The organism is Microcoleus sp. B9-D4 (assembly GCF_036705105.1).
Lineage (GTDB): Bacteria > Cyanobacteriota > Cyanobacteriia > Cyanobacteriales > Microcoleaceae > Microcoleus.
This window is the reverse complement of record NZ_JAUBTS010000090.1, coordinates 1-19,838: the sequence shown is the minus strand read 5'-3', so window position 1 is coordinate 19,838 and position 19,838 is coordinate 1. Positions and strand designations below refer to the sequence as shown.

The 19,838-nt window shown below is 44.7% G+C and carries 15 protein-coding genes; 8 read left to right on the top strand and 7 right to left on the bottom strand.

The features are described from left to right. A partial coding sequence (locus tag QUB24_RS30740) for a transposase (RefSeq protein WP_333157356.1) occupies nucleotides 1–385 on the top strand: 385 nt, incomplete at its 5' end. Between the two features lie 789 nt (nucleotides 386–1,174). Beyond that, nucleotides 1,175–3,274: a lipoxygenase family protein gene (locus tag QUB24_RS30735; RefSeq protein WP_333157355.1), complete on the top strand. Its 2,100-nt coding sequence runs from the start codon at nucleotides 1,175–1,177 to the stop codon at nucleotides 3,272–3,274. A 26-nt stretch (nucleotides 3,275–3,300) separates the two neighbouring features. Here the strand turns inward: QUB24_RS30735 and QUB24_RS30730 are convergent, their stop codons facing one another. From QUB24_RS30730 to QUB24_RS30720, 3 genes are read right to left on the bottom strand one after another with little or no spacing between them, the layout of a single operon-like run. Continuing rightward, nucleotides 3,301–3,990: a transposase gene (locus QUB24_RS30730; protein ID WP_333157354.1), complete on the bottom strand. Its 690-nt coding sequence runs from the start codon at nucleotides 3,988–3,990 to the stop codon at nucleotides 3,301–3,303. Further along, nucleotides 3,984–4,319 carry a hypothetical protein gene (locus QUB24_RS30725; RefSeq protein ID WP_333157353.1) on the bottom strand — a complete coding sequence of 112 codons (336 nt, stop codon included), beginning with the start codon at nucleotides 4,317–4,319 and terminating at the stop codon, nucleotides 3,984–3,986. The genes QUB24_RS30730 and QUB24_RS30725 overlap by 7 nt, the downstream gene beginning before the upstream one ends. After that, on the bottom strand, nucleotides 4,309–4,584 hold the full coding sequence (locus QUB24_RS30720; RefSeq protein ID WP_333106363.1) for a hypothetical protein: 276 nt from the start codon (nucleotides 4,582–4,584) through the stop codon (nucleotides 4,309–4,311). The genes QUB24_RS30725 and QUB24_RS30720 overlap by 11 nt, the downstream gene beginning before the upstream one ends. 162 nt (nucleotides 4,585–4,746) lie before the next feature. Between QUB24_RS30720 and QUB24_RS30715 the strand changes: the two genes are divergently transcribed. Then, on the top strand, nucleotides 4,747–4,953 hold the full coding sequence (locus QUB24_RS30715) for a hypothetical protein (RefSeq protein WP_333157352.1): 207 nt from the start codon (nucleotides 4,747–4,749) through the stop codon (nucleotides 4,951–4,953). A 141-nt stretch (nucleotides 4,954–5,094) separates the two neighbouring features. Continuing rightward, nucleotides 5,095–5,499, top strand: coding sequence for a hypothetical protein (locus tag QUB24_RS30710; protein ID WP_333157351.1), 405 nt, complete (start codon nucleotides 5,095–5,097; stop codon nucleotides 5,497–5,499). 61 nt (nucleotides 5,500–5,560) lie between these two features. Here QUB24_RS30710 and QUB24_RS30705 read toward each other — a convergent pair whose 3' ends face one another. Then, nucleotides 5,561–5,764, bottom strand: coding sequence for a hypothetical protein (locus QUB24_RS30705; protein ID WP_333157350.1), 204 nt, complete (start codon nucleotides 5,762–5,764; stop codon nucleotides 5,561–5,563). Between the two features lie 155 nt (nucleotides 5,765–5,919). On the opposite strand from QUB24_RS30705, the gene QUB24_RS30700 reads away from it, so the two are divergent. Beyond that, nucleotides 5,920–7,254 (top strand): hypothetical protein, encoded by a 1,335-nt coding sequence (locus tag QUB24_RS30700; protein WP_333157349.1) that lies wholly within the window; start codon nucleotides 5,920–5,922, stop codon nucleotides 7,252–7,254. Between the two features lie 145 nt (nucleotides 7,255–7,399). Then, nucleotides 7,400–9,133, top strand: a complete 1,734-nt coding sequence (locus tag QUB24_RS30695) for a hypothetical protein (protein WP_333157348.1) — start codon at nucleotides 7,400–7,402, stop codon at nucleotides 9,131–9,133. A 52-nt stretch (nucleotides 9,134–9,185) separates the two neighbouring features. On the opposite strand, the gene QUB24_RS30690 is transcribed toward QUB24_RS30695, so the two are convergent. Together QUB24_RS30690 and QUB24_RS30685 are read right to left on the bottom strand one after the other, a co-directional pair. Next, nucleotides 9,186–9,359, bottom strand: a complete 174-nt coding sequence (locus QUB24_RS30690; RefSeq protein WP_333157347.1) for a hypothetical protein — start codon at nucleotides 9,357–9,359, stop codon at nucleotides 9,186–9,188. A gap of 59 nt (nucleotides 9,360–9,418) precedes the next feature. Continuing rightward, nucleotides 9,419–14,236 carry an nSTAND1 domain-containing NTPase gene (locus QUB24_RS30685; RefSeq protein WP_333157346.1) on the bottom strand — a complete coding sequence of 1,606 codons (4,818 nt, stop codon included), beginning with the start codon at nucleotides 14,234–14,236 and terminating at the stop codon, nucleotides 9,419–9,421. Nucleotides 14,237–14,402: 166 nt separating this feature from the next. On the opposite strand from QUB24_RS30685, the gene QUB24_RS30680 reads away from it, so the two are divergent. Together QUB24_RS30680 and QUB24_RS30675 are read left to right on the top strand one after the other, a co-directional pair. Next, nucleotides 14,403–14,792, top strand: a complete 390-nt coding sequence (locus tag QUB24_RS30680; protein ID WP_333157345.1) for a hypothetical protein — start codon at nucleotides 14,403–14,405, stop codon at nucleotides 14,790–14,792. A gap of 167 nt (nucleotides 14,793–14,959) precedes the next feature. Then, nucleotides 14,960–16,087: a DUF4419 domain-containing protein gene (locus QUB24_RS30675; protein ID WP_333157344.1), complete on the top strand. Its 1,128-nt coding sequence runs from the start codon at nucleotides 14,960–14,962 to the stop codon at nucleotides 16,085–16,087. A 184-nt stretch (nucleotides 16,088–16,271) separates the two neighbouring features. On the opposite strand, the gene QUB24_RS30670 is transcribed toward QUB24_RS30675, so the two are convergent. After that, nucleotides 16,272–19,838: WD40 repeat domain-containing protein (locus QUB24_RS30670; RefSeq protein WP_333157343.1), on the bottom strand; the 3,567-nt coding region annotated here is incomplete at its 5' end.

Sequence of the window (19,838 nt, the reverse complement as noted above, 5' to 3'; positions counted from 1 at the left end):
CAAAAATGCTTTATTGTTTAGCACTGATATTCACCTACCACCTGAGCAAATTCTTGAATATTATCAGGCTCGCTTCCAGATTGAATTTATTTTTCGTTATCCCAAGCAATTTACAGGATTGTCTGATTGTCAAGCTCGTCATTTACCACGGCTTGATTTTCATTTTAATGCCAGTCTAATTGCCTTAAACTTAGCTAAACATCAACTCTCTAGTTGTCATTCATCTGCCAAGTCGTTTGTGTTTTCTATGGCCTCTTATAAACGTCTGGAATTCAATAAGCATCTACTTTGTACCTTTATTGACAAGTTAGATTTAGACCCGGATTTGATTTTAAACCATCCTAATTTTCCTTCAGTCTTGTCTTATGGTACTTTGGCTGCTTAAAAACTGTCCGGAGTATTGAGCAAGACAAGAGTGAAAATAAGTTAGGAGTTGGGATTCAATCAACTCTCATCCAAATATTTCATTGTATCATAAAATTATTTGGCAAGAGGTCTGTTATATAAGTATTAAATTTTTACAGTCTCTACATTTTCTTAATATTCATTAAGAATCACAAAGAAGTCACCCCCCTCCTTGACAGTCATCTATCTAAAGTAATATAGTCTGTATGTCGAAGTGCGATTCGTTCTCTCAAAACACTACTCAGGACTTACGCAATGACGCTATATATAGCGCGTTAAGTATCTGGCGATCGCCTAATTCAGGCTGTTGGCGATCGCGTTTGAGTTCCTCAGCGATCTCTAACTCATTAGTACGCTACATATAGCGTAACTGCGTAAGTCCTGGTCAACAGACGTGACTGGAAAGTAGCTGTAAAAGACATCTAAATCGATGTCTCCCTTAGAGGGAAGGTGAGTAAATAGTAACTCATAACAAGCCTAAAACGCCGGACAACAGTACGGGGGGATGAGTCTAATGCGTACAGTGAACAAAAGTATGAACGGGTAGCTGCTCCCGTGAAAGGCGACCGCAAAACGTCCCAGTAGTCATCAAGGCGGTTAGAACTAAAGGAGTAAAAGACGCCTGTAAAAACCTTAATCAAGGAGATTTTAAAAGTGACTAAGCCAGCTTGTTTAGACCGAAATCCTGATGTTGAAGTGTTGGAATTGTACAAGCACCAATTCATCAAGTTTGGCAGATATTTAGACCATTTGGGAAAGAGAACCTAGAATGGTGGAAAATCTAGGAAACGATGGATATTATTCCCCTAAAAATGATAAAATAGGTTGTATCAGGCGATTCAAACTTAGTGTTCAACATACTACGTTTGATGAATTGCTTGTAGCGAGGGATGATGAAAAATTCTCCGAACGATATGACTTTGTGCAAGTGGAACCCCAAATCCCTGGTTTAAAGGCCGTATATACTTTTGTGGATTTTAGTCCTTTAGTTGCTCCCATGACTGGGAAGGAAACTTTAAGAAAAGTCAGAGGGTTTTCATACACTGAGGCATCCCCACCGCAAGTAAAACAGGCACTTGTGAACGTACAACATAATGCTTATAATGATGCGATAAAGTATTTGAATAGTGCATTTAATTTGATTGAAGAATCTCAAACAATGAATTTACCTAACTATGCTGAGCAATTGAGCCATAATCCTACAAGCGTTGCTGATTTCATAGCGACTCTTGAGAAAATACTAAAACAGGTACTTACTGACGTTGTGGTCGATCAGCAAGAAAAATGGGAATATCAGACCTATGAAAAAAATGCGGAGTTGCCTGATGTCGATTTGACTAGACTTCCTCGGGCTGTTAAGGGACTTCCACAATCTGAGGCTCTAGACCCAACAAGGGCTGGTATGTTTTTTAAGCGACTAAATGAGGTTCTTTATACTGAGCTTGGCATACAAGAACGTCTTGCCAAGTCAGGTGATATTTACCAAGCTGTACAAGGTGGATACATTGGTGAAACCCCATACATCAATGAAAATTGGCGTAAAGATAGAGAGTTTGCCCGTCACTTCTTGAACGGTCTTAATCCTATGACAATCAAGGTTGTAGGAGGTATTGAGGAAGTTCCAGAAAATATGCGCGACCTTAGTTATAAAGGAAAGTTTCTACGTGATTTGATCCTCGAAAAACGCCTATTAATAGTCGATCTTCCAGAACTGAAGAACGTTAAGCCGCACCAAGGTATGTATACATATCCTGCTACGGGGCTTATTGTGCAAGACTCTGAGGAAGGAGAGACCTTTGTGGACATGATAGGTATCCGACTAAATGAAGATCTTCCAGTCTACACTCCGCAGTCCCCAACAAACCGCTGGATGCTTGCGAAACTGCACATGAAGAGTGCAGACAACCAGGTGATGCAATTTATTTGGCATCTCGGATTCGGCCATATTGGTGTCGAACCTTTTGCCGTTGCTTTTCACAATTCTTTTCCACCTAGCGTAGATCACCCAATCAGGGACTTGCTTGCACCTCATTTCAAGGACACCATTGGTATCAACTATGTGGCACGGCACACCCTCGTTTCAAATGTGATGCCGTTTACAGACAGCACGTTTTCCACTGGAACGGCTCAAGGTTTGGAGATTATGCTCAACGCATGGCTCAAATGGGATTTTGAGAAATCAAGTTTTCCTCAGCAACTTTCGGAACGTGGATTTGACCGCGAGCAATCAGATGGCATTCAAGATTATTACTACCGTGAAGATGGCTTAAAGTTATGGGATATTTTTGGCGAGTACACAACCGACTTTGTCAATGCAGCATATCCTAATGACGATGATGTAGCCACTGACGCGATGATCAAGGGATGGGTTACAGAGATGAGAGACCCAAATAAGGCTGACATCCCCTCATTCCCTGAAAATATTTCCAGTAAAAAGCAATTAGCTTGGGTACTACAAAATATAATCTGGAAAACGAGTGCCGGACACGCCATATTAAACTTTGCTCAGTTTGACCATGGTGCTTATCTTCCTAATTACCCTATCGCAATGTTGGCACCAATGCCAGAGGGGGAAGATGAGATTTCTGATGAGTATGTGAAAGCTGCCTTGCCTCACACTATAAAGCGGATTTTATTCCAGCTTACCTCTGCTTATTTGCTCACGGATGATTCACGTTTTCGCCTTGCAGGCCCTTTAGCGATCGCCCCTTTGGAGAAGAGATTTCCAGAAGTACAGCATCGTGCAAATCTTCGCTTCACAGCACTTTCAAGGGATATAAAACTACGAAACATGAAGCTAAAGGATGCAGGTAAACTTGCCTACCCCTATTTAGACCCTGAAAATCTACCCCCCAGTATTGACATTTAGTCCTTTTTCAATACTTCGGACAGTTTTTAAGCAGCGAGAGTACCATAGGATAGGACTGACGGAAGGTTAGGGTGATTTAAAATTAAATTCCGGTCTAAATCTAACTTATCAATAAAGGTGTAAAGTATATGCCTATTGAATTCACGGCGTTTATAAGAGGTCATGGAAAACACGAATGGCTTGGGAGATGAATGACGATTATAAGCTTCATATTTGGCTAAATTTAAAGCAATTAGACTGGCGTTAAAATGAAAATCAAGGCATTGACCACTACGAGATTGACAATTGGATAAGCCCGTAAATTGTTTGGCATCACGAAAAATAAACTCAATCTGAAAACGAGCCTGATAATACTCAAGTATTTGCTCACCTGTCAGCTCGATATCAGTGCTGAATAATAAAATATTTTTGATTTTACCATTGGGTTGGAGTTCTGAAAGACAAGCTAAACGTATTTTGCATTTTAAAGAAACACTCCATACTACTAATGAGTAAAGCTTAACTCCCGGTTTAACTTCTTTGATGAAGGTTAAGTTTTTTAACTTATTACATTCTACTTTTCCATCGTATTTACGAGGTGCACCTATTTTATTTTTTTCACCTGTATAGAGGTACTTTAAGTTGGCATCTGAGCGTAATTTACTAATCAAATTTAAATTTGAATTTCGTACAGCATCCCAGAACTTAGCGCGGCAATAATAACCATCAGCTACCAATCCGAGCGTACAGATTCTGGCAATAAAGAACGGGTTTTTTTTAAATGTTGAGCCGAGGATTCAACTCTTGTTATCTCAGGCGTTGAGCATAGTCGTGCTTTTTTTTTAGTTGGTTTTTTTGATTTTCTTTTCCTTTGAGCAGTGAGGGGATTTTTGGGTAGTTCTGTGGGAGGACGCCAGGGTGTTTGTTGTACACTCACACTATAAGACAAATGAGTTTCGACTTCGACCACAGAAATTACAGAAATTTCTAATCCCTCTTCTGGTCTGCCAGCTACACCATTATAAAAGCTAGCTTTCCCTTCAGTTTTTTTGCCACTATGAGTCAATAAATGAACAATCGATTACAGCAATAATAGTTTGCTCAGAATCCAAGGCTTTATTGATAAAGTATTGATTAAATTCTGCAAAATCAAAGTTTTTCAAAAAATGCCGACGATAAGTTTTTTCACTCAACGAACTGTAACGGCTCAGATTGGTAAAGTTTACCTTGCCATAAACAAGCAATATGGTGGAAAACAAGGTGACCATAAACTTTTTTTGGGATTGACTAATCCCTGACATTTGTTGTAAAATTGATTCTAGAATATTCATCAGGCATTTTTTTAATTTCGTCTATTTTTTGAGCTTAATCTAAAAAGTGCCTTTTTTGGGAGTTTCGGTTAAAATTCCAGGGATTTTTTGTCTCTGTTCGGGGAGCGTCCCTGTTCCAAAACTGTCCGAAGTATTGCTTTTTTATTTTAGGAGATAGGCACAATGCCGTTTTCTTTTTCACAAGTAGAGGTTGATTATTTAGCTTCTGCCAAACGCCTCTCGCGTACCAGTAATAACTTAACCTTGTTATCGCCTGATGAATTTTGGTCAGTATTTGACGACTATTTAACACTTCAACAAGGTTTAAGTGATCCCCCAAATATTATCTTAGAAACGGGAGACAATCAGCCCACTAATGGCATAGGATAAACAATACGATTTGAGTACAAAGGCTCTCTTACCCGCGAAACATTAGTTGTTTACAACTCACAGAAACGAATTTGGAAAAGTAATATTCCTGAAGCAAATTATTTTTTTAGCTTCTATGAGCTTACCATCAGAGTTTATCCGATGAGTGATGGTATCCAAGGCTCAGAAGTAACGCTTAAACTTGACTTTGCTTTACAGGGACAAGAGGAAAAGGAGCGAACAAAGTTTCTGCAAATAATAGCCACCGCTCCTGAACGACGAGTTGAGGAATTTAACAACTTTATTCTTGAACGAGACGGTCTGCGTTGCTCCTTCGAGGTTGATGTATATTGTCCCGCCGAGCAATTATGGGCAATAATCGGCAATTGGGAAGATATATCTTGGGTACAACATGCTATAGATGTCAGAATGATTCCTGTATCGGGAAGACGAGTATTTTTTTCTCAGAATAAGATTATTGAAGAAAACTTAATCTCTGCCTATGATGCGGAAAAACTCCTAGTGTATGAAGTAACAAAAAGCGTAATGCCTGTCAGTCTCTATTGAGGGAAAATCACGCTTTCAGAGAGAAATTATCAATTGACCAAGGTACAGTATAATGTCTTTATTACTCAAAAAGGACAAAATCCTCAACAAGTAAAGGCAGAGATAGAACAGAGCGTCCAAGAGCGTTTCTCTTGGTTTCTGAATGAATTTGATACCAGATCGCTTTCTTAATGCCAACTGCAAACAAAATACCGAAATTGGCGAGGGCGCTATATAAACCGCCACTCAGCACGTAATCCCAAAGCCGATCGAACGATTCGCTCATAAATTGGGAACCTTGTGCAGACTGATGGAGAATTTGAGGAACTTAGTCTTGCACAGCCCCAAATAAAAGCGAACTTGTCAAAAAAAACTTTGGGATAACAGTTCCATCTTGAGTTCACCTAAAACGACACCCACACCCGAAAATTTATAAATGCCATGCCAATTGAAAAAGTACCTAATACTTCCTTGAATTACTACCTGATTGCCTTTGATAAGGATGGCAACGAACGCGATGAAACTGATGGGAAGAAACTGAGCGAACAAATCTTCTCAGCGCTAGCCAATGAGCCAATCACAGATGTATTCCTGATGAGCCACGGGTGGATGGGTGACATCCCCGCAGCGCGACAGCAGTACAACGACTGGATTGGCGCAATGGCTAAACAAACAGCCGATATTGAAAAAATCAAAGAGGTGCGATCGGGATTTCGTCCCTTAATGATCGGACTGCACTGGCCTAGCAAGCCTTGGGGCAATGAAGATTTGACAAGTTCGGTGTCTTTTGACGTGAACGACGCAGATCCCGTCGATCGCGTAGTCGATGAATATGCCGATCGCATTGCTAACACTGAAGCAGCACGGCAAGCCCTGCAAACAATTCTCAGGGCGGCGACGGAAGACAACACACTTGATAGCTTGCCACCAGAGGTACTCAACGCCTACCAAGTGTTGAACCAAGAGGCTGACTTGGGTAGCGAAGGTGAAGGTGCGGCACCGGGTTCGGATTGGGAAGGTTTCGATCCAGAAGCCATCTATGAAGCGAGTATAGATGAACCAGTAAGTTTCAGCACCGACAGCAGCTCTTTCTGGGATAAGGTTTTGAACCCCCTGCGGGTACTGTCTTATTGGAAAATGAAAGAACGCGCTCGCAAAATCGGTGAGAACAGTGGGTTCAACTTGTTAAAAACACTGCAAGAGAACGCTGCAGAAACGGTGCGATTCCACCTGATGGGTCACAGCTTCGGATGCGTTGTTGTCTCTTCCATCCTCAACGGTCCGCAAGGGAAGGGTACGTTAGTCCGCCCAGTGAATTCTCTGGCGTTGGTACAAGGCGCTGTATCGCTGTGGTCTTACTGTTCAAAGATTTCATACGAACGCGATCGCCCCGGTTACTTTAATACAATCATCGCTCAAGGTAAAGTCGCAGGTCCGATCGTTACAACTCACTCGCAGTTCGACTATGCAGTCGGCCGGATGTACCCCCTAGCTGGAAAGACTGCCTTTAGTGCTGTGGACTTTGCCCCCGGTCAATTGCCTAAATATGGCGGAATTGGCAGCTTTGGTCTAGGTGGAGATGACCTGGCTGCGGAAAACATAAATATGCTCCCCTGCGATGCCTCGTATCACTTTAAACCCGGCAAAATTTACAACCTCGAAAGCAGCAAGTTTATTTGTAATGCGGAGCTGGGAGGGCCCACCAGTGGTGCCCATTGCGACATTGCCAAGCCGGAAGTCGCTCATGCCGTGTGGTCAGCAGCTTATCCCAGTTAACCGCCAGAGTTAGACTCAATTTTTTTGCCTGCGAGAACGGATAGAAACTCAGAAAGCCCTTGTTAAAAAAGCTTGTGGGGTTTCTATCTGATTCACTCAAAACTCAAATTGTGATTATTCGCCCAACCAACCAGGAACCAAAAATATGAACGAAGAAGACTTGCTATTTTTCAATGGGATTAATGGCGCCAGCGGTGATTATTTGCTACCGCCATTGAGCGCCGAGCAAGTATCTAAGATTGCCCAAGGTGAAGAATTCGATCCAGACAATCTAGAAGATATTGAGCTAAAAAAGCGGCAAAAAGAAGAGCCTGACTTTGCTCCTATAGAGGGAGTAGACCCCAAAAACCTAGCACAAACAGGTTGGGGAGTAATCTTCGCTTACGATGCCGATCCGGCAATTCGAGAGGCGCTCAGCGAGCTATTAGACCATCGCAAAAAGCAAGCTACTCAACAGCACGAGCATTACTATCAGGAATACAAAGGTCCCCAAGGCTATCGTTACGACAAGGCAAAAAATCAGTATGAGTCAAAAAAGAATTTCTTGGCACGTCAGGGAGTATCTTCAGGTCCTGCCGATCCGGACAAAATGCCCTACTACCTGCTGATTGTTGGAGATCCAGTAACAATTCCCTATCGCTTTCAGTCCCAGCTCAGCGTTCAGTACGCAGTGGGTCGCATTTACTTTGATACGTTACAGGAATACGCGCAGTACGCTCACAGTGTAGTAGAAGCTGAAACTGGCAATTTATCCTTATCCCCAAGTGCTACCTTTTTCGGTGTGTGCAACCCAGGAGACGCTGCCACTAATCTCAGCACTCAAGACCTCATTCAGCCGTTATCTGAATGGGTTGTCGAGAAACATTCCGACTGGGATGTGAAAACGATTCTCAAAGAAGAAGCAACCAAAGCCCGCTTGGGGCAATTGCTAGGAGGCAGTGAAACACCTAGTTTGCTTTTCACTGCCAGTCATGGCATGGGCTTTCCCAATGGCGATCCGCGTCAGTTGCCCCACCAAGGCGCACTGCTGTGCCAAGACTGGCCCGGTCGCGAATGGGGACGAAAGCCGATCCCGGAAGATTTTTACTTTTCTGGGGACGATATTGGCGAACAAGCGCGGCTTTTAGGAATGATTGCTTTTCACTTTGCCTGCTATGGTGCTGGCTGTCCCCAAAAGGATGAATTCGACGGTCACTCTAAATTTCTTTCCGAACGACCCGATATTGCGCCGTATCCCTTTCTTGCCCGCTTGCCGCAGAAACTCCTGAGTCATGCCAAGGGAGGTGCCCTCGCTGTCATTGGTCATGTCGATCGAGCTTGGGGTTGTTCTTTCTCTAGTTCAGATATTCGCGGTTCAAGTGCCGAGAAACGGCAGATAGCAGTTTTTCAGAGTAGCGTTAAGCGTCTGCTGGAAGGGCATCCAGTAGGATCGGCAGTGGAGTATTTTGACGAGCGCTATGCCGAAATCTCCTCCGACCTCAGCTCTGAGCTAGAAGAGATTAAGTTTGGCGCGGTTCCCAATAATCAGAGTTTGGCTGGGATGTGGACGGCTAACAACGACGCCCGCAATTATGCGATTATAGGCGATCCAGCAGTGCGGCTAGTGGTCAGTAGTAGTAAAGATGCCAGTACCGAGCGCCCCACTATTGAACAACCTGTAGTTTTCACTTCTGCCCAATCGGGACAGGGTTCGGCTCAGGAAACTCCAGAGCAAGTTGTTGATGAAGCTGCTCTAAAGCAAGTTCAGACGCAACTTATTTCATCATTAGAGCAATTTGTCAATACCGTCCAAAAAGCTTCTGTTGACAGCGCCGAAAGCCTGCAAACGGCAACGTCAATAGCTACCAATCTGTTGAATGTGTTGAAGGCATTGAGTTAACTGGGCGATCGCACCTAAGTGAACGGCTGCCGGGACTTTTCCCGCGCAGCTTTCAGGTTGTTAGGGAGCGATCTAGGGCAGCGGACTTGCGTCCTCGTTTGGGTCTGACGCTTCCTTGGCGTTCTTCGCTAGGAACTAGCAGCCAAGTCTCAGTTTGCTTTATGTAGATTACTAGCAGCGCCGATACCATGACAAAGATGGCGATCGCTCTCACTGAGATTAGCACAGGCGTTCTTCAGATAGTCGCGCACCCAATATCGTATGTATGCTTAAACAAAAATGCGATTACTGCATAGGTTGGTTATTCCAAACATCTTTCTGACAAATGTCTTTAGCTTGTCTTGATACTTCTATTTCATTCTTATTTAAATTGAGGGTTGTAGGGTTATTCAATATTGGATGGTAGCGTAATCGGTTACAGGCAGCTTCCAGCAATACTTGCGAGTTACTAGGCAAAGTGGTCATCACTGAAGAAGTAATAAGACGGCTGTAAGCAATCATGCTCTTGCCACTAGGGCTGAACGCTAACAGTGAATTCTGCTCTGTATAGCTCTCTCTCCCAAACAAAGCATTAGAGAGGTCAAATTTGGTTATTAGATTGCCATGAATATCCCAAAGTCTCAACGTACTTGAACTTATACCCTCAGCAGCTACTCCTACACTACTAGCAGTAACAATCTTTTGTCCATCAGGGCTAATTGCGATATCACTCACCTCACCTTCATGTCGGAAAGAGTTACCAATACGGTTGCCTGTGAAGTCTCTTACTTGTATACCATTCTCTCGATCCACAAGCACAATTCTTCTACTATTAGAATTTAAAGCTCCTAACTTCACTTTTACTGCGACATCAAAAGGCTTTTCAAGAAGTTTTTCTTGCTGATCTCGTACTTCAACAAAGTTCCCCTGAGTTACAGTAGCAATTCTTTCTCCATCAGGGCTGTAAAAGTATAATTCTTTTTGGCTTCGAGTTTGGCTTTGATGTTGAAAATTAGTATCATTAATATCTTTCCATTCCACAGTATCTCTTTTATTTATCATCTCAATTTGGCTGCCATTAGACCGGAAAAACTTTAAAGTTTTCGGAAAATTTTCATAAATAGGAGAATTGCTACGATCTTGCAGAAGTCCAACCGTTTTAACAGGAACTAGTTTGAGACCGGGAAGCGCTTCTGCACTCCAAAGCCGGACAGTCCCATCAGATCCACCGCTCACAATCGTCTGTCCATCAGGCCTAAATGCTACAGCAGCAACGGAACCATCAAAGCCGGAATTACCCCTACAATCTTGCCCGACGAAATCATTTTTAATCTCATGACCAATCAAAGGTTGTTTTGTCAGTAATTTACCTTTTAAATCGTGCAACTGTATAGTACCGTCATCACCACTACTAACAATCGCTCCATTTTGGCTAACATCCATAGAATAAATTGAAAAATTATGAGCGGATATCGAATTACCAGTAGAATTACTTCCTTCATAAATTGGCCATATATGCAATTTTGAGTGCAGAGCAAAACTTCCCATTCTTTCACCGTTAACAAGAGTAGTTGAGTATTTATCGTAATCAAATTTTATAGTAGTTATACAGCCATAACCACTAGAATCTACTTCACCTTTATCCCCTGCAAGCAACTCTTTTGGAGCAGTGTTTTTTCCATCCAAGTTCCACAGTTGTATATTTTTACCTGCACCTCCAACAGCAATTGTCTTACCATCAGAACTAAAGGCTGTAGCATAGACTGCACTCTTACGAGTTCCTATAATTTTAGAAGTTTTATTCTTTAGATTCCATAGCTGGACTTTTCCATCCTGCCCACCAGTTACAAATACATACCTGTCTTGAGGGTTAAAAGCAACAGAAGTAACATTAGTTGAACGGTTGCTCGATATCCTGAATTTAACTTTATAGTCTCTCAGATCCCAGATTTTTAGAGTGCCATTCTTATTGAGGCTAGCCAGTATGTTTTTGTCTTTTGGATTAAAAACTACAGCGATCGCAGGAGCTTGATTATTAATAACTTTCTTGATAGTTCCGTCTAGCTTCCACAAGCGGATTTTGCCATCTTGTCCTGTACTAGCAATCATCTGACCGTCAAGACTGAAAGCCACAGAAGTAACAGCACCTTTATGTCCTCTGAAAACCTTTTGCTCTCTAGCGGCGTCCAAAGTACTGAATAAAGCTGATTCAGCGGGACCTAGAAACTGCCGATCAAATTCTGTAGAACTCTGTTTAGTGGTTGTGATTGCGAGAGTTAAAGCTTTTGTAGGTTCGGTAGACAGGATATTCTTAACCAAAGCTATATTTCTCTGTAGCTCTGTTATTTTGATTTGCCTTGTTGTTTGTCCCCACTGCCATAAAGCAAAGATAGCCAATCCAGCTAACCCCACAGCAGATATAGTTGCAATTCTATTTCGTGTCTGAGCAGCTTTTGTTGCCTTTTTTTCCTGGTATAACTCTCGCTGCCTTTGCTCTTCCTTCTCTCTTTCCTGGCGATCGCGCAACTCCACACAAGCCTTCACATAGTCAGCCTCAAGTGGGTTCAGGTGGACAAGTTTAGGTTCTTTCAATAGCTTTTCGGCATCTTCTAATCGCCCCCCCTTATGGGTGAGATAACTGTCTTTGTCTAGTTGCTCTTGGTGCTGCTGCCACTTCTCTGCTGCGTCATTGATGTCTTGTCGCAATAGCAAGTCATTGCGGTTCTCATTCAACCAGTTCTGCAACTTTGGCCAGTAGCTGATTAAAGCTTCATGAGCGACTTCCACCTCATCCTTCTCCGTAGCTTCGTTCCTACTGGTGACTACCAGTCGCGCCTTTTCACCAGCCAACTGCTGCACCAACTTCTTTGTCACTGCTAGGTCGCTACCTGCTGACACCAGATCTTCTAACTCCACTCGCCGTCCCGTGTTCTTTCCCTCAACGGCATTCACATCCATACGGGTTAAGCGCAAGAAGATATTCCGGACTTGCTCCCGCTCAGAAGCTGGCAAGCTATTGTAAAAATCATCAGCAGTCTTGGCTATTGCCTGCTCGACTCTACCAATGGCTTGGTACTCCTCATGACACAACCACACCCCATGTCGCCGCTTCCATAGCTCCTGTAAAGCATATTGCAGCAGTGGCATCGCCCCTGCCTCTTTTTTTACATCATTTAAAATTGAATCGCTCAAACCAGCTTCAAAGCGCAGCCCCGCTTTGTCTGCCTGCATCTTCATCGCTGTAATCAGTTCAGCAGGTTGCATCGGTCCAACCAATTTTTGTCGGGTTTCAATCCGCTTACTCAACTCTGGGTAAAAGGTACACTCTGCCAAAAAGTCCACCCGCATCGTCACGACGACTTTCCTATGGGAGGCAAGGTTTAACAATCTGGTGATGAATTCTTGCCGATTGTCTTTATTCTCACAAAGGGTAAAAAGTTCCTCAAATTGGTCTACCACCAGTACCGAAGGCTGTTCGGATACATTTAACAGTATTTCTTCTAATTGTTTGAGCGGCTCGTTGCTCGGTGTGATGCGATTGCACTGTAGGCTTGGCTCCTGCTCTTTAAGCTTAGGAATCAGTCCAGCTAGCACTACCGATGACTTGCCACTGCCCGATATACCGCTGACAGCTAAGAAGTTATCGCTCTCCAGTTTTTGCTTTAACTCTTTAATCAGCTCATCGCGCCCAAAGAAGAACTTGTGGTATTTTTCGTCGCGGAAGGAAGATAGCCCAGGGAAGGGGCACTCAGCCTGATATGGTGGTGGTTTCTTATCCAAAGCTGCCAGAGCATCGAAGCTGAGCTCGAGTATTTGGACACAGAGGTTGTTGAGTTCCTTTAAAGCCTGATGACGCTCCTCACGGGCTGCCTGTGAATCTGCTCCCCGTGTATTGTTCAGTTTCTCTACCTGCGTTTCAAACCTCTGCTGAAGTACAGGTGCTCGCTCGTCGAGCAGTTCCCGCAGTTTCCTGATGCCATTGCCGATTTCCTCGTCGGTTAGTTCGCGATTTTCCAGGCTATCGCTAAATAAGGGACGTCCACCCAAGCGACTGAATAGGGCTGGAACTGTAATATCGTGGCGGTTTCCCAGTCCGGCTGTTGCCTCTTGCAGGGCCGTGTCTACCTCTCCTGACTCTCTGAGTCGTCGGTAAAAGCTCTGTCCTAGAGCCAAGCCCGTCTCTACGCTCACCTTGCGGGTCATCGCTATGACGGCGGGCATTCCCAATTCTCGTACCAATCGCTGAGCTAATCCGCCTAATGCCCCTTCTGCTCTGGGGTCGGCACTCTCGCAAGTGCAGAGGAAGGCAAAGTGAGGCAAGCCCCTCCGACCGCCTATGTTTCTCAGCTCGTCCAGCAATTCTGTCCCAGTCACTGGCAGGACTTGATTGTCGGCTTGCGCCCAATACAGAACGGTCTCTCCGTTATCTATTAGCTTGCCGTGGCAGACAAAGTGCAACAAGGTGTATGGGTTCTTGGCGTTAGTCAGTTGCTTAGATAGTTCTTGTAGCGTTGGTGGGCCGATCGCACCTGCAACATTATTTGCCAAAATCTCAGAATGAATTTCCCCCAGCGCTTCTTTCACCCGCGATACAACAGCTTCCACATCAAAAGGTGCTAATTGAAACTTGCCGATATTGGCGGGACTTGCTACCAGCACCAGTGCCCGCAAATCCCGCCGCCCAATCGGGGGAAAGCGGCGATCTATCGGGCTGGGGATGTAGCGAGAAAAAGGTACGCGCTGGTCACGGGCTAAAAGCTGCCAACTGTCGTCACTATCAATAGGGGCGCACAGCCTTTCCCAATGCAATCTTCTAACTTCGTCGTCGTCAGCCACTTCAATAGAAAGCAAAATTCTTAAGGGGCAGTCTTGACTACTCTTAGACAGGGCACGGACAAAGGTATCACGCACATTTTCTCTAAAGAGGGCTTTGCCCAGTATGATGCCGTATGCCTTCTCGTTTTCTTGCTCTTGTGTCAGCTTGGTAAAGTCATCCTTGCTGAGCTGGAGAATTCCGCTGGAATGGGTGGTTAGCTCATCCAGTGGCTTGCATCTTAAAACAATGGGCCAGCTATAATCGCCTGACTTGCTCTGGATGGTAATCTCGAACTCAAAGGCTTTCATGGGTTATGTCCTCCCATTATTTTTTGCTCTTCAGTAGATGTTGAACCGCAAATATTCTGTTGTTATTCAGAGACTGTTTATACAGTAAAAGCTGATATATCAGGAGTATGGGGAGTGACCAAAGATGCCATGAAGACGGGATGCCGAAATTTCTTCTGACCTGAATGTGGAATTAGAAGAGATCAAGTTTGGCACGCCTCCCAATAATCTGATTTTAGCTGGTATGTGGACGGCTAACAACAACCCCCGCAACTATGCGATTATTGGCGATCCAGCAGTGCGGCTAGTTGTTAGTAGCAGTAAAGATGCGAGTGCCGATCGCCCTACGATGGAACCTGTGCAGTTGCCTGCTGGCCTGGGACAAAAGCCCGCAGAAAGCAGCGCGGACTCAGTGGCTGGTGAAATTGACCTCAAGCAGGCTCAGACACAGTTGATAGCATCACTAGAGCAATTTGTCAATACTGCGCCAAAGACTTTAGTTGACAGCGCCGAAACCCTGCAAACCGCAACGTCAATAGCCACCACTCTGTTGAATGTGTTGAAGGCATTGAGTTAACGGGGCGAACACCTAAGTGAACGGCTGCCGGGAGTTTTCCCGCGCAGCTTTCAGGTTGTTAGGGAGCGTGGAACAGCAGACTGCCGTCCTCGTTTTGGTTCGCATAGTGCTACTTGGGTAGACAAAGCTGAGTCTAAAATATGGAGTATGAGAGTGATTTATCATCTATGTACAATCTAGCCACGAATTCTGAAGGTACCAGCACCGCGATCGGCAGAACTTTTGCTGTTTCAAAGGTATCTCCCACAACCACCCCCTTGCCTGAAATTCCTTACTATGAAGCAGTTGCAGAGTTTTTAGGTAGACCGATCGAGGCTTGTTCTCGATATCGCGGGCAGTTGGTGGAGAGTGTTGATTCGTTTCATCCACTCATTGGCGCACTACATACAGCTTTTGCCTTTCATCATCCAATTTGCCTTTCCCCTGACATAATTTGGCTAACCCTAACACAGGGACTAGCACAGCACGTTAACATGAATGCCGAAGAACTGCGTCATCACTTTGTACAGCATTCGGGAAAGTTGAAGATTAAGGTTAGCCGTGATGACTTTGTGAAGGGTTCGGCTGACAACCCCTGGGCAGAAGTGTTCGGGGAATTTTCCGAACAAATTCACCAACATATTGGCAAGGCACACGAGTTAATTGTGGCTAACTTCTCAACCACAGGCCCTATTGAACGTGCTGCCTCGGAAGTCGTATTGCTAGATGCAATGCAGTCTTACTTTGAGTACGAGGTACGCACAATGTGCGGTATACCTAGGATTAGGTTGGAGGGAACGGTAGAGGATTGGCGTTCTATTGCACAGAGGGTGGAAGAGTTTGCTCGCTTTGGTTTGGAGTGGTGGGTTGAGCCGCTACGACCGATTCTAAAGGAATTTGTAGCCGCCGCTGAAGGCAGTGTGAATACCGAGTTTTGGGACTCCATTTACAAGTACCAAGGACCTGAGGGAAGTGGCTCGCCCTATATTACTGGATGGGTGGCTAAACTATTCCCCTACATTATGAATCATAAACCGAAGTGGCAACAAATGTTTGAAGGCAAGAGTCCTGAGCCACCATATCTACGCAATCCCTGGTTAAATTCTGAGCTGTCACCAGCTATAGAAGCACGGGGTGTTTTTCCCAACCTGCCGTCTAAGGCTCCATTCAAGTGGAATTACTTCGGGAATGTCTACGAAATGGACTTTGTTGCTGGATTAATTGGTGTCAGTCAAGAACCAGAATCTCTGTGCCTGCGACCAGAAATTGGCTGGGTAGTAATGGAAGCAGATAGGGAGGCATTCCCGACGAAGTGAATAAAGTATTTGTAGGGTGTGTCTCCACGCACCCTACAAATGCTGCTACAGGTGAGCGGAAATAAGCCAACCATTTGAAATACCCACAACCCTTACGGAACCAGCTATTGTTATTCTAGAGATGTCTATTGTTATAGAGCGATCGCCACAGAGGACTTGCGTCCTCGTTTCGGTCTGACGCTTCCTACTTTTTTGGTAAATTACTAGCAGTGCCAATACCATCACAAACGTGACGTTCTTCAGGCATAACTTCGGAATCAGGATTATTGAGATAGTCACGTACCCAAGTGCAACCCCGCACCATCAGCTCATCTAATCCATCAACCCGCCATAACTTAACCGTTCCATCTTCGCCACTCGTAGCTAGAAGCTTGCCATTGAGACTAAAACCGACGCTCTTGACCTCACCTTTATGACCTTTGAATACAGCTACCTCTTGACCGGCTACATCCCACAGACGAGCAGTTGAGTCAGCTCCGGCAGTTGCTAGCAGCTTACCATCCTCACTCCAACGGAGTTTCAGAACCGGGCCTATATGACCTTTTAATTCATTTAATTTATGACCGGACAAATCCCACAAGCGGACAGTGCGATCGTTACTACCGGTAGCCAATTTTTGACCGTCATTACTCCAAATGACGCTGTTGATCCAGTCTCGATGCGCGGGGAATTCTCTTAGCTTCTGACCCGATAAATTCCACAAACGTACCATGCCATCCGCTCCTGCGGTAGCTAAAAGTTTGCCATTCGGGCTAAAACTGACACTCAGGACGGCACCTTCATGACCTTTTAATTCTCTCAGTTGCTTACCATACAAATCCCACAAGCGAGCAGTGCCATCCTTTCCTGATGTAGCTAAAAATTTACCATCCGGGCTAAAGTTCAGACCCAAAACTCCACCTTTATGACCCTTGAATTCTCTCCGTTGCTTACCAAATAAACTCCACAAGCGAGCGGTGCCATCCTCTCCTGATGTAGCTAAATGTTTGCCATTTGGGCTAAAACTTACCTTCCAAATTATACCTTTATGACCTTTAAATTCTCCCAGATTCTCGCCTGATAAATAATCCCACAGGCGGACATTACCATCAGCTCCAGCAGTCGCTAGGATCTCACCATCAGAGCTAAAACTGACACTCCACACTTCTCCTTTGTGCGCTTTAAAATCAGTTAGCGGCGGGCGATATTGCTGCAAATTCCACAAGCGTACAGTGCTGTCGTATCCCGCAGTTGCCAAAAGCTTGCCATTTGGGCTGAAAATAACACTCCTAACTGAGTCTGAATGCCCTTTAAATTCCTTCAATAGTTTTCCATTCAAATCCCAGAAACGAACAAACCCGTCCTTTGAACCAGTGGCAAGGTTCTGACCATCTGGACTAAAACTGACGCTAAACACCCAGTCTTTATGTCCTGAAAATTCTCTCAACTCTTTTCCTTTCAAATCCCACAGCTTGACAGTGCTGTCCATAGAGGCAGTGGCAAGTTTTTGACCATTGGGACTAAAACTAACACTAAACACCGTATCTTTATGCCCTTTAAATTCGCTTAAAAGTTTGCCGTTCAAATCCCACAACTTGGCGGTGCCGTCCTCAGAACCTGTAGCGAGAGTCTTACCATCTGGGCTAAAACTGATGCCCCACACTTTTTTATTCCTACTGGTATTATGGGCAGGAAATTCTTTTAATAATTTGCCCTCCCAACTCCATAAGCGAACCATGCCATCCCCAGAACCAGTGGCGATAGTCTTACCATTAGGGCTGAAAGTGATATTAAATACCCCCTCCTTCTGCTTAGGAAATTCCCTGATTAGGTTTCCTTTCAAATCCCACAATTTTGTAGTCCCATCCTCACCACCAGTCGCCAGTAGCCGACCATCCGGGCTAAAGTAGATATTTCTAACACGCTCTTTACTCACTCCAAATTTAATTAGTTCTTTGCCATGTAAATCTGACAAACGAACTGTGCCATCAACTCCTGTACTCGCCAGTAGCTGTCCATCAGGGCTAAAACTGACATCCGTAACTGAGCGTTTATGCCCTTCTAGGCGATTGATTTCTCTGATTTCAGAAGTTACTTTGTGCAGCTTGCCCATAACTTCGTTTATTAAAATTGTGTTTGATATCCACAGTTGCTTAACTTCTTTTCCAGCTTGTAAAGTTCCTATCAATGCCTCTAATTGATCCACTTCCAACTTAGCTTCTGAGGAAGTGCTTAACGCCTGAATTCGCTCAACTTGTGCTTGCCGCCACTGATATCCAGCAAAGATGGAAAATCCAGCAAAGACAAAAGCTGAGCTGACAGCGGCGAAAAGCAGGCGATGTCTGCGTTGTTTTTCTTGCCTGCGGATGCGATCGCGCAACTCCAAACAAGCCAAGACATATTCAGCTTCTTCTTGGTTGAGATGCACAAATTTCGGCTGTTTCAACAGCACTTGTGCATCTTCTAATCTTCCCCCCTGATGGATTAAATAGCTCTTTTGGTCTGGTTGTTCCTTATGCTGGTGCCAATCTTGTGCTGCCTGATTTATGTTTTCTCGCAGTTGCAAGTCGTTGCGGTTCTGATTCAACCATTCCTGCAACGTTGGCCAATAGCGGATTAAAGCTTCATGGGCGACTTCTACTTCTTCCTTCCCAGTAGTTTCGTTCCGACTGGTGACGACTAGCCGTACCCCTTCACCAGCTAGCTGCTGTACCAACTTCTTAGTGTCTGCCAGATTGCTCGCACTGGACACGAGATCCTCTAATTCCACTCGCTGGCGAGTGTCCCGTCGCTTCTCTCCCTGTATGGCATTCTTATCCAGGCGAGTTAAGCGCAAGAAAATATTCTGGATTTGCTCTTGTTTCTTAGCTGGTAGGCTATTGTAAAAATCATCAGCAGTTTTAGCGATCGCCTGCTGGACTTTACCAATCGCTTGGTACTCCTCATCGCACAGCCAGCGTCCCCGCCGTCGCTTCCACAACTCCTGCAACGCATATTGCAGCAGTGGCATTGCCCCTGGTTCTCCTTGCACATCATTGAGAATCGAGTGGCTCAAGCCAGCTTCAAAGCGCAACCCTCCCTTATCTGCCTGCATCTTCATCGCTGTAATCAGTTCCGCAGGTTCCATCGGTCCAACCAATTTTTGTCTGGTTTCAATCCGCTTTCTCAGTGGGGGGTAGAAGGTACACTCTCCTAAAAAGTCCGCCCGCATCGTTATGACAACTTTTCGGCGTTCGGCAAGGTGAAACAACTTGTCGATAAATTCTTGCCGATTGGCTTTATCCTCGCAGAGGGTGAACAGTTCCTCAAATTGGTCTACCACCAGTACCGAATGCTGTTCCGATACCTTTAACAGTATTTCTAATTGTTTCAGCGGCTCGTTGCTCGGTGTGATGCGAACCGACTGGAGGCTTGGCTGCTGCTCTTTAAGCTTAGGAATCAGCCCAGCTAGTACCACCGATGACTTGCCGCTGCCGGAAGTGCCGATAACAGCTAAGAAATTATCCTTCGCCAGTTCCTCTTGTAAATCTCTAATCAGCTCATCGCGACCAAAAAAGAACTTGTGGTATTGTTCCTCAGCAAAGGAAGATAAACCGGGAAAAGGACACTCGGCCTTATATTTTGGTGGTTCTTTTCCCAAAGCGGAGAGAGCATCAAAGCTAATTTCCAGGACTTGATCGCACAGGTGATCGATCTCTACTATTGCCTGCTGGCGCTGTTCACGCGCTGTGCGTGACTCTGCTCCCCGCGTATCTTTCAGCGTCTTTACCTG